The sequence below is a fragment of the Nocardioides oleivorans genome (assembly GCF_004137255.1).
GTDB classification, from domain to species: Bacteria; Actinomycetota; Actinomycetes; order Propionibacteriales; family Nocardioidaceae; genus Nocardioides; species Nocardioides oleivorans.
The window spans coordinates 61,014-71,875 of the sequence record NZ_SDWT01000005.1; the positions used below are offsets into that span (position 1 = coordinate 61,014).

Sequence of the window (10,862 nt, forward strand, 5' to 3'; positions counted from 1 at the left end):
TCAGTCCTCGGTCCACGGGGCGACCTGTGCGAGCGCGCGGCTGGCGCGTCGACGGTCGATCAGGCGGGTGATGACCTCGGCCAGGATGAAGAGCACCATCATCGGGATGGCGAGCATCAGCATCGAGAACGGGTCGGTGGAGGGGGTCGCGACCGCGGCGAAGACGACCGCCGACATCAAGATGATCGAGCGGTGCCGGCCCAGCTGGGCGCCGGTGACGACACCGGCCAGGTTGAGCAGGACCAGGAAGAACGGGATCTCGACGGCGATGCCGAAGACCAGCAGCATGCGGCTGAAGAAGGAGAAGTAGTCGCCGAACTCGACGAGGTTCTCCATGCCGTCGGGCGTGAACCCGATCAGCACGCCGAGGCCCTTCGGCAGGACGTAGTAGCCGAGCGCCACGCCGGAGATGAAGAGCGGTCCGGCGATCGCGGCGAAGACCTTCGACCAGCGCTTCTCCCGAGCGAGCAGGCCGGGGACGACGAACGACCACACCTGCCAGAGCCAGTAGGGGCTGGCCGCGACGACGGCCGCGGTCCCGCAGAGCTTGAGGTTGAGCATGAGCGGCCCGGTGGCGCCGGCGACGTACGCCGTGCTGACGGTCTCCGCCCCGACCAGGGCCTGGGCCTGGTTGTACGGGCCCAGGACGAGGTCGAGCAGCTGGTCGTAGAAGGGGAGGGCGACGAAGAACGCCACCACGAGGACGAGGGCGGAGCGGATGAGCCGGGCCCTCGCCTCGCGGAGGTGGTCGGCCAGCGACATGCTGCCGGGCGTCGAGCCCGGTCGGCTGGGGGCGACCCGCAGCACGTTGACAGCAGTGGCGATCGACATGGGTCGTCTCCCGTCAGGCGCGCGGAGCGTCGTGCTCGCGCGGGGTCTCGACGACGATGGGCTGGGAGACGGGCTGCGACGTGGCCTGGTCGGCGGCGGGAACGTCCGTCGTCCTGACGGTCGTCGGGGCGCTCGCCGTGCGCTTGTCCTTCTCGTCGTCGCTGTCGATGAGGCCCTTGGTCTCGGCCTTGAAGATCTTCAGCGCCTGGCCGCTGCCGCGGGCCAGCTCGGGGAGCTTGGAGGCCCCGAAGAGCAGGACCAGGACGGCCAGGATGATGAACAGCTCCATGCCGCCCAGTCCGCCGATGAGCAGGGGAGTGATGGTGGAAGTCATGCTGTCTTCCTCTCGGGTGATGCTGCGGGGGTGGTGATGGGGTCGACGTCGTAGTCGTGGTCGTACTCGTCCTCGTCGTCGTCCGTGTCGTCCTCGGCCTCGTCGCGTTCGGCGAGGATCTCCTGGACCTGGCGCCGCACCATCTCGCGCGGGTTGAGGTCACGGAGCTCGAGGTCGGCGTAGTCGTCGCCGAGCGACGTGCGGAGGTCGTCGCGCACGGAGTCACCCATGCGCTTGGCGGCCTTGAGGCCCTGGGCCAGCTGCTTGGCCAGCCCGGGAAGCTTGTCCGGGCCCATGAGCACGACGCCGAAGAAGGCGATGAGTGCGAGCTCGGGCAGTCCGATTCCGAACATGGGGATCTCCTCTCGGGAGCTCCGGGGTGGCCCGGACGCCGGTGACGACGTCCGGGCCACCAGGAGCGGTCAGGCCCGGTGCTGTGCGGTGTGCATCGCGCGGTCGACCCGGGTCGCCCAGTGGGCGGGCCGCAGGACGGCGTGGTGCACGGCGGGGTGGGCGACCAGCCACGTGGCGCGGAGCACCACGAGGCCGAGCACGATCAGACCGATGATCTCGATCGCGGGCACGTGGATCACGCGCTCTTGTTCACGGCGCCGTTGACGCCCCTCGGGAAGAAGCCACCCTTGGTGACGGACTTCGGGTTGAGGTAGACCACGTTGAGGACCTGGCCGGGCGTACGGCTGTAGGCGATGCCGTTCTTGTCGGTCGGGACCAGGTTGGCGGCGCCGGCGGCGGAGCCGATGCCCTGGTCCTTCTTGCCCTTGCCGTCGAGGCTGTCGCGGGCCTTGGAGATGGCCTGCGCGGCGTCCTGCAGACCCTTGGAGTAGAGCGCGCTGCGCACGATGCCGGCGTGGTAGGCCTCGACGGCCAGGATGCCGGCAGCAGCCTCCAGGTAGGTCTTGTTGGTGATGAGCGGCGCTGCGCCCTTGTAGGCCGTGACGCCCACGTCCTCGAACACGAAGGCCGCGAGGAGGAAGTTGTCCTCGTTGGCGTACGGGTCGAAGGTCTGGCCGGGCTGGATCAGGCCGGCGGCGGTGGCCGCAGCGGTGAAGCTCTCCTGGATGTTGATGGCCGGACGCGCGACCTTGGCGCCACCGAGCGCCTTGCGCAGGAACGCGACGTGGTCGAGCTCGTCCGTGGCGATCTCCTCGGCGTACTTGCGGATCGCCGGGGTGGCGAAGGCCACCTGGCGGCCGCCCTTCACGCCACCCTTCTTGCCCTTGCCCGAGGTGAGCTTGTCGTCGAGGCCCTTGCCGAACGCGGCGTACTGGTAGAACTCCGCCTCCAGGTACTCGAGGTTGAGGGCGAAGTTGAGGACCGCGCCGTCGCTGACGCCGCTGGGGGCGGCGTTGGCGGCCCCACCGAGGGCTCCGGCGCCGACGACGCCGAGGCCGGCGACACCGGCCGACTTGAGGAAGAGGCGGCGGTCGGTCTCGTTCTCCGCGCTCCGGTTGATCATGTCTGTGACTACTGCCTTGCCGAACATGCGCACTCCTTGGGGGTGTTCGCCGTACGTTTCAAGGTCGTCGAGCCTCCGACGGCCCGCCGGGACTGAGGCCCGGCTGGTGTGACGCAGGGCATTCGGGGCGAGGCGTCGTGCCGGATTGGACGACTTCTCGGACTACACCCCGGCGGGTGGGCGCACGACGCGCCGTTCGGACTCGTACATCCGGTAGAGCCAGTACGCCGCCACCGCGCACAGCAGGTGCCACACGGCGTGGCCCTGGAGCCACGAGTGGGGGTCGCACATGCCGGCGTTGGTCAGCAGCCAGATGGTGAAGGCGACGAGCATCGCCGTGAGCGAGACGACGCCGTGACCGAACACCAGCGTCGTCGCGCCGCGTCGCCACAGCCGTGTCTCGAGCACGACGGCGGCGACCAGCAGGACGCCGAAGGCGAGGTTGCCGGAGTAGTGCACGACGGGGACCGGGTCGGGCCACAGCCCCACCACCTCGCAGGCCGCCACGCAGACGACGTACGCCGTCACGAAGGCCGCGGTCCCGCGACGGGTCCAGCGGACCCACGCCCACGCGGCGGCGAAGCCGGCCACGAGGTACATGCTCAGCATGTCGAGGTGTCCGCCCCACGCGCTCTGCGTGGCGTGCATCGCGGCCGATCCGGGCCCGAGCAGCACCACCACGCAGGCGAGGAACGTCGCCGCGGTGGGTGACATCACCGCGTCCGGGCGGCTGCGGCCGGCACGGACCGCGATGAGCAGCCCGGCGAGGACGAAGCCGGCGTTGGAGAACGTGTTCGCCGGCTGCCGGACGAACCCGTCGCGCGCCGCCTCGCAGAAGTTCGCGCCGCGGCCCACGTCCGGGCCGAGCCAGCCCTGCCCGACCGCGACCACCAGCAGCCCCGTCGAGACGACGGCGACCGCGGCAGCGATGGCGAGGGCGCCGGGATCGCCGACGCCCGGCCGGCCGGCGCGGTGCTCCATGGCGTGATCAGACCACACGGGTCGGGTGGCCGGGTCCGACCACGCCATGGAGAGGGTCAGCGGCTGCGCGTCACCTGTACGACGGTGGGGCGCGGGCCGGCGAACTGGCCGGGGCCGGCGGTGCCGCCGGCAGGCACGAAGTCCGGGAAGCGCGACTGCGGCGCGTCCCACGAGCCGTCCTCGCCGGGGTGCTGCACCGCGACGAACACCGACTGGTCGCGGTCGTGGATCACGGGGCCGCAGGTCTCCGCGCCCGAGGGCACCGCGAGGAACTGCTGCACGCGACCGCGCTCGGGGCCCTCGACCGGCACCTTGAACAGGCCGTCGCTGAGCTTGATCGCGCTCGGCTGCCCGTCGGTGGAGATCCACAGGTTGCCGACGCTGTCGAAGGCGACGTTGTCGGGGCACGAGATCGGCGACACCGGCCCGGTCCACCCGCCGAAGTAGGTCCCGGCCGAGGCCGCGTCGCCGCAGATCAGCAGCAGGTTCCAGGAGAAGGTGGCCGACGTGTGGTCGCCCGACGTCGGGCTGATCTCGACGATGTGCCCGTCCTTGTTGGCCGCGCGCGGGTTGGGCTCGGTCGGGCCCTCCTTGCCGACCTTGCCGCGGTCGGTGTTGTTGGTGCACGCGACGTAGATGCGGCCGTTGTGGGTGCTCGGCTGCACGTCCTCGGGGCGGTCCATCCTGGTCGGCATCACGGCGTCGGCGGCCAGGCGCGTGTAGACGAGGACCTCCTCGAGCGTGAAGCCGGGCACCATCGACCGGCCGTCGCGGGTGAGCGGGATCCACTCGCCGGTGCCGTCGCTGACCCCGTCCTCGAGCCCGTCGCCGGTGAAGCGCGCCACCGACAGGTCGCCCTCGCTGAGCGGGGAGCGCCGGCTGCCGTGACGACGGTGGTGACCGTCCTTCCAGCCATGACCGCCGTACACCCGGTCCTTCGAGACGAACCGGTAGAGGTAGTCGAAGCGCTCGTCGTCGCCCATGTAGGCGACCACGTGGCCGTCACGGTTGACGACGACGTTGGCGCCCTCGTGCTTGAAGCGGCCCATCGCGGTGTGCTTGACGGGGGTCGAGCGCGGGTCGGACGGGTCGACCTCGACGATCCAGCCGAACCGGTTCGGCTCGTTGCGGTAGCCGTCCTGGGTTGCGTCCCAGCGCGGGTCGACCGAGCGCCAGTTGCGGGTGTCCTGGGTGGAGGCGAGGCCGTAGCGCGCCTCCTTCGGGTCGGTGCCGGTGGCGCGGAAGTACTGGTTGAAGTTCTCCTCGCCGGACAGCACCGTGCCCCACGGCGTCGTGCCGCCGGAGCAGTTGTTCATCGTGCCCCGGACGGTGCGACCGGTCGGGTCCTCGACCGTCTTGAGCAGGTCGGACCCGGCGGCCGGGCCGTCGAGGGCGAACGGCGTGTCGAGCGTGATGCGGCGGTTGAGGCGGGCACCGGGGACGTAGGTCCACCTCTCCCCGCGCCGGCGGCGCCTGAGCTCGACGACTGACATCCCGTGCGCGGCCCAGGCGGTGCGGATCACGGTCTCGGGGTCGGTGCCGGGCGGGAACATGATGTTCTCGTTGGTGTACTCGTGGTTGCACACGAGCAGGGCGCTGGTGCCGGAGCGGTTGGTCTCGATGATGTCGAGGTAGTCGTTGTTGTAGCCGAACTGGCCGGCCTGCGCCTCCGGCGACTGGCGCGCGCCGTCGAAGGCGGGCGCGCCCCGCAGGATCGGGTCGCCCCAGCGCAGGATCGGGTCCCAGCGGTAGCCGACGGGGACGGTCATGCTGTCGACGGTGGTGGCTGCCGGTGCGATCGCGGTGAAGGCCAGGTCGCCGTGGTGGTGACCGCCGCCCGGTCCGTGCCCGTGTCCGTGCCCGCCACCGGGCTCCGCGGCCGCGGGGAACGCCGGTACGACGCCGAGGGCGGCGGCCGCGGCACCGGTGCCGACGACGGTGCGCCGGCTCAGCGCCTGGGCGGCGACGTCACGGAAGTAGGAGGTCTCGGTGGTGTTCGGCGCGGCGACGAAGCAGGCGTCGCCACAGCGGAGGTGGCAGGTGACCGCGCTGCGGTTGCCGTGGGTGCGGCCGGCCATCGGGAGCAGCGGGAGGCTCGTGCGAGAGGTCATGTCTGGGGGGACTTTCTCGAGACGGGGATCTGACCCCCTGACCCTGCTCACCCGGCTGACCGGGCCGGAAGAGCGACGATGGACGGCCGGTGAACACCGGCCGTCCATCTCGCGAAGCTGCTGCGGGATCAGTGCCGGTGTGCTCGCGCGAGCTCGACGTCGATCCAGACGAGACGGTGGTCGCTCGCGGGGAACGGGTAGGTGCCGACCAGCCGGAACAGCGGGTCGGTCGAGGTCGGCCAGAACACGCCCGCGTCGGTGATCCGGGTGGCGCGGTCCGGGAGGACGTAGTCGGCCCGGATGTTGCCCGGCGGCTCGGCGAAGTCGGCCGTGTCGAGGGCCGGGTCACCGAGGTGGGTAAGGTTCACGCCGCCGTCGCGCGCGCTGGCCTCGACCGCGCCGTCGCTCGAGGGCGTGACGCGGGTGTTGATCGCGGGGTTGTCGAGGAGCTGCTGGGCGGACCCGGCCACCGAGTCGCCGTCGAGCGGGTCGGAGTTCTGGTCGCCGGCGATCACGAAGGAGCTGCCCCGGCGCAGCCCGCCGCGCTCGCCCTGGTCGTCGTACAGGTAGTCGGCGCGGTCGCGGACGTAGTCGGCCCACAGCCGGATCTCGTCGTGGTTGCGCAGGCCGTTGCGGTCCTCGGGACCGTCGAAGACCGGCGGCGTCGGGTGCGAGACCAGGAAGTGCACGGTCCGGCGACCGATGCGGATCGGCACGTCCCAGTGGGACTTCGACGACAGGCGTACGACGTCGAGCTCGGCGGGGGAGTACCAGTCGGCCGGCGCGGGCGTCGCCGGGTCGTCGGGCAGCTTCGCGCCGGGCATGTCCTTCCAGAGGAAGTCCTGGAAGGTGCGCACGCGAGCGGTGTCGATCGGGAACTTCGAGTAGACGACCATGCCGTACTGGCCGGGGAAGTCTCCGAAGCCGAAGGCGTCGTTGCCGCCGCCGACGGTGCCGTTGTTGTCGAGGTCGAGGCCGCTCGGCACGCCGGTGTTGACCGGGGCGACGTAGTAGTACGGGTAGTCGACCGGGGCCGCGCCGTTGTGCCCCACCTCGAGGTAGTTCTCGCGGAACAGCTCGGCCGCCTCGCCGTCGGCGACGTAGTCGAACTCGTTGACCAGGAGCACGTCGGGATCGGTGCGCTGGATGGTCTCCGCGACCGCCGCGGCCTGGGCGTTGCCGGGCGTCGACAGGTCGCTGACCAGGGCGCCGGCGGTGGCTCGGTTGAGCGAGGCGTTGAAGGTCGAGAAGCGGACCTCCTGCCTGCCGTGGCCGCCGTGGCCGTGGCCGTGGTGGCCGTGGTGGCCGCCGCCGTGGTCGCCGCCGGCGACGGCGGGTGGGACGAGGGCCGGGGCGGTGAGCCCGGCCAGGGCGAGGGTCGCGACCGCGGCCCGGGTGAGGCGGGATGTCATCCGAGGAGCCTTCCGAGAGTTCCGAGAGTTCCGAGAGTGGTGCCGTGCCAACCTACGACGACTCACGACCTCCAGGTGTCGGCGACCTGGGCGCCGATGTCGGGGTTGTCGGTGAAGAAGTCGTCCATCCCCGCGGCGAGGAACGTGCGGATCTCGCCGGCGAGGTCGCCGACACCGGCCGGGTCGGCCGACGAGCGGAACTCGAGGGGGAGGAAGGAGTTCTCCCGGCGGAACGTCCAGCCGGTCACCGTGAGCCCGGCGCGGTGGGCGTTGCGGATCGCGTCGGTCGGCGCGGCGAGGCTGCCATCGGCGTTGCGGGGGATCATGCGGTCCTTGCACAGCCCCGCGCTGTCGGCGTACCGGGCGATACCGCGCATGCCGGCGCGGGTCACCAGGTCGGCGTACGTCACGCCGGTGCCCGCCTCGACCTGGTCGTAGGGCGCACCGGAGCAGTCGACCAGCTGGACCAGGTCGAAGCGCGTCATCCGCGAGAGGCGCTGCAGGTTGCCGACCTCGAAGCTCTGGATCACCACGGGCGTGCCACCGGGACGTACGCCGTTGCGCGCGAAGGCGTCGAGCAGCGGCTGCTCGGCGGGCAGACCGGCGTCGGCGAGGTAGGTGCTGTGCTTGATCTCGGGGATCACGCCGATCGGCTCGCCGTCGCAGGTCTCGGTGCGGCGGGCGAAGGCGAGGACCTCGTCGATCGTCGGGACCTGGTAGAGCCCGTCGTACGTCCTGCTCTCGGCGCGCTGCAGGGGGAGTCGCTCGACGGCGCGCAGCGTCTTGAGCTCGGCGAGGGTGAAGTCCTCGACGAACCAGCCGGAGACCGGGCGACCGTCTACCTGCTTGGTGGTGCGGCGGGCAGCGAACTCGGGCCGCGAGGCGACGTCCGTGGTGCCGCCGATCTCGGGCTCGTGGCGGTCGACCAGCACGCCGTCCTTCGTCATGACCAGGTCGGGCTCGACGAAGTCGGCGCACTGGCGGGCGGCGAGCTCGTAGGCGGCGATGGTGTGCTCGGGGCGGTAGCCCGAGGCACCGCGGTGCGCGAAGACCGTCGGGCCGCCGGTCCTCACGCGCTCATTGCGCATCTCGACGTGGATGATCTCGATGTCGTCGGGCTCGCCGTCGACGCGGGCGTCGTCACCGGGGTAGTTGTTGTCGTTGGTGAAGACGAAGCTGCCGTCGCGCAGCTGCACGACCGTCTCGTCGGAGACGAACGGGAACGAGAAGTCCTCGCCGGTGCCGTAGCCGTCGCCATCGCCGATGAGGCCGGGGTTGGCGATCCTGAGCAGGTCGAGGACCGGCTCGGCGACGAGGTGGCCGCCGGGCTCGGTGTGCTTCAGGTCGACCTCGACGATGCGCTTGGTGACCGCCTGGGCGCCGCCGAAGTTGTCGCGCTCGAGGATGAGCATCTCGTCGCGGCCGGTCATGAAGGCGTCGCCGACGAGGTTGGCGGCCTCCACCGTGCGGTAGGACCACGTCCTGCCGGTGTAGCGCATCGTGCGGGTGTCGAGCTGGTGGATCCAGCGCACGCGCTGGTCGGTCTCCGCGACGAGCGCGCCCTCGAGGATCGGGTAGGCGTAGCGGGAGCCGTCGTACGCCGTCGCCTCGAAGCCCTTGCTGGCCGGGAGCGTCGGCTGGGCGGACCCGAGGAACGGGTTCTGCGGCGACTGGACGCCCGGGAGCGGCACGGGCGCGTCGAGCAGGACGCCGTCCTGGTCGAAGTGGAGCAGGAACGGGCCGAACTCCTCGCCGACCATGAAGCTGCCGTCGCGCAGCCGGACGACCGACTCGATGTCGAAGTCGGCGCCGGTGAGGAGCCGCTCGTCCGTGGTCTCGTTGACGATCGGGAAGCCGGCCCGGTGGTCGGGGTCGCGGAACGAGACGTGCTCGGGCAGCTCGACCGAGCCGTCCCCGCCGTCCTCGCCCTCGAAGTCGGGCTCGACGAGGTACATCCGCAGCAGGAAGTCGGCCGAGTTGGCCTTGGTGCCGAAGCCGTTGTCGGGCATCGCCCAGAACGTGCCGTCGCCGTTGTCGAGCATCGCGGAGAAGCCGGGGATGACCTGACCGGGGAACGGGCCGGTACGCCCGTTGGCCGGCGTCATCTGCGCGCCGGAGGGCGGGCCCTCGGCGAGGTGGTCGGCGTCGATCGTGGCGCGGCCGACCAGCGTCGGGGTGTCGACCCAGCGGCTGCCGTGGTGTCCGTGGCCACCCCCGTGGTGCTCGCCGTGGTGGTGGTCGGGGCCGCCGCGTCCGCCGGCGTGGCCGGGGCCGGCGACGAGGAGCGAGGTGGCGAGTGCGGCGACGGTCGCGATGGCGGTACGTCGAGCGGGCAGGCGCATGGGGGTGTTCCTTCGGGTCCGAGTTCCGTGCAGGAGGCGGTTCCACTCTGGTACGGCGCGGCTCCGGTTCGAGCGGCCTGCGGGTGCACATCGGGTGAACTGCTCGACACCTCCGGTCCTGCACGGATGCGACGCGATGCTGCGTCGCGGTGAAGTGCGAGACTCGAGCCCGTGCCCGTCGAGAGGAAGCGCCGCCGAACCGACGTGACGACGGTCGAGATCGTCGGCGGTGTCGTGAAGCGTGAGCTCTACCTGACCGACCACGACCCTGGGTGGGCCGAGGCGTACGCCGAGCACGAGCACCGCATCCGAGCGGCGCTGGGCCCGGCCGCCGTCCAGGTCGAGCACATCGGATCCACCTCGGTGCCGGGGCTCGCGGCCAAGCCGATCATCGACGTCCTCATCACCGTCGCGGACATCACGGCCGAGGAGGACTACCTCGACCAGCTGGTCGCCGCCGGCTACGACCTCCGGGTCCGTGAGCCGGGGCACCGCCTGGTGCGCACACCCGCGCTCGACGCCCACATCCACGTGATGGAGGCCGGCGACCCGCTGGCCGAGGACTACCTGCTGTTCCGCGACCGCCTGCGCACCGATGCCGGCGACCGGGAGCTCTACGTGCGCACCAAGCGCGCGCTCCTCGAGCAGGAGTGGGCCGACATGAACGCCTACGCCGACGCCAAGACGGAGGTCGTCACCGCGATCAAGGACCGGGCGCGGGCTGCCGGCCACGCTGGGTGAGGCCTCGGCGCGGCTGATCGCGGGAGCTGGTCCTGCGCCCACCGACGAGCGCGCGTGGCCGAGAGGTCACGTGGCTTCGGACGTGACCGCGCGAAGGCGCTCGCGCATCGAGGCTGGCTGCAACCCCTCTGCCTCCAGCAAGCCCAACGGCAACCACGTGGGTGTGTGGGCATTCATCGACGATTGGACCGATGCCTCTGGACCCCCGAGGTCCAGGGACCCGGGTTCGACAGCGACCAAGAAGTAGTGCGCGCGTCGATCGTGGTGCTCGACCGTCCACAGAAGCCGCTTCACCGTACCGATCAGTCCTGTCTCCTCGGCGAGCTCACGCAGGACCGCAACCTCCGGTGTCTCTCCCGGCTCTACTCCTCCACCGGGCAGCACGCAGTAGGCCCGACCATCTTGCTGGCGCGCGATCACCAGCACCGAATCACCGTCAAACGCGACGCAGACTGCCCTGTCCGGCGCTTGGCTCATGGGCCCCAACCTAGGTCGCAGCCCGGCTACGTCAACGCCCCGATTTCTGCGTCGAGGGCGGTCGCGTCCGTCGCACGGACATGCCTGTGGCCCCGCCGTCGTGGTGTCTGGCGGGGTGTGGGGCGGGGTCATGGTCGTTCGGGCTCGAGTGGGCGT

The 10,862-nt window shown here is 71.2% G+C and carries 11 protein-coding genes; 1 reads left to right on the forward strand and 10 read right to left on the reverse strand.

Annotated elements, in window-relative coordinates:
• The 9 genes from tatC to EUA93_RS21075 form a co-directional block, all read right to left on the reverse strand.
• Positions 1–831: a twin-arginine translocase subunit TatC gene (gene tatC, locus EUA93_RS21040; protein WP_129402309.1), complete on the reverse strand. Its 831-nt coding sequence runs from the start codon at positions 829–831 to the stop codon at positions 1–3.
• Positions 832–844: 13 nt separating this feature from the next.
• Positions 845–1,165, reverse strand: coding sequence for a twin-arginine translocase TatA/TatE family subunit (gene tatA / locus EUA93_RS21045; RefSeq protein WP_207208888.1), 321 nt, complete (start codon positions 1,163–1,165; stop codon positions 845–847).
• On the reverse strand, positions 1,162–1,518 hold the full coding sequence (locus EUA93_RS21050) for a twin-arginine translocase TatA/TatE family subunit (RefSeq protein WP_129402310.1): 357 nt from the start codon (positions 1,516–1,518) through the stop codon (positions 1,162–1,164). Before EUA93_RS21050 ends, tatA begins: the two co-directional genes overlap by 4 nt.
• A 69-nt stretch (positions 1,519–1,587) precedes the next feature.
• Positions 1,588–1,758 (reverse strand): hypothetical protein, encoded by a 171-nt coding sequence (locus tag EUA93_RS21715; protein ID WP_165355257.1) that lies wholly within the window; start codon positions 1,756–1,758, stop codon positions 1,588–1,590.
• The gene (locus EUA93_RS21055) at positions 1,755–2,642 is read right to left on the reverse strand and encodes a ferritin-like domain-containing protein (RefSeq protein WP_242497564.1); all 888 of its coding nucleotides are present in this window, start codon (positions 2,640–2,642) and stop codon (positions 1,755–1,757) included. Before EUA93_RS21055 ends, EUA93_RS21715 begins: the two co-directional genes overlap by 4 nt.
• A gap of 162 nt (positions 2,643–2,804) precedes the next feature.
• Positions 2,805–3,623, reverse strand: coding sequence for a ceramidase domain-containing protein (locus EUA93_RS21060; protein WP_129402312.1), 819 nt, complete (start codon positions 3,621–3,623; stop codon positions 2,805–2,807).
• Between the two features lie 56 nt (positions 3,624–3,679).
• Positions 3,680–5,734: a PhoX family protein gene (locus EUA93_RS21065; protein ID WP_129402313.1), complete on the reverse strand. Its 2,055-nt coding sequence runs from the start codon at positions 5,732–5,734 to the stop codon at positions 3,680–3,682.
• A 128-nt stretch (positions 5,735–5,862) separates the two neighbouring features.
• Positions 5,863–7,146 carry an endonuclease/exonuclease/phosphatase family protein gene (locus EUA93_RS21070; protein WP_129402314.1) on the reverse strand — a complete coding sequence of 428 codons (1,284 nt, stop codon included), beginning with the start codon at positions 7,144–7,146 and terminating at the stop codon, positions 5,863–5,865.
• A 62-nt stretch (positions 7,147–7,208) separates the two neighbouring features.
• Positions 7,209–9,488 (reverse strand): esterase-like activity of phytase family protein, encoded by a 2,280-nt coding sequence (locus EUA93_RS21075; RefSeq protein WP_129402315.1) that lies wholly within the window; start codon positions 9,486–9,488, stop codon positions 7,209–7,211.
• 171 nt (positions 9,489–9,659) lie between these two features.
• Between EUA93_RS21075 and EUA93_RS21080 the strand changes: the two genes are divergently transcribed.
• Positions 9,660–10,229, forward strand: coding sequence for a GrpB family protein (locus EUA93_RS21080; protein WP_129402316.1), 570 nt, complete (start codon positions 9,660–9,662; stop codon positions 10,227–10,229).
• Positions 10,230–10,295: 66 nt separating this feature from the next.
• On the opposite strand, the gene EUA93_RS21085 is transcribed toward EUA93_RS21080, so the two are convergent.
• Positions 10,296–10,706 carry an NUDIX domain-containing protein gene (locus EUA93_RS21085; protein WP_129402317.1) on the reverse strand — a complete coding sequence of 137 codons (411 nt, stop codon included), beginning with the start codon at positions 10,704–10,706 and terminating at the stop codon, positions 10,296–10,298.
• Between the last annotated feature and the right edge of the window lie 156 nt (positions 10,707–10,862).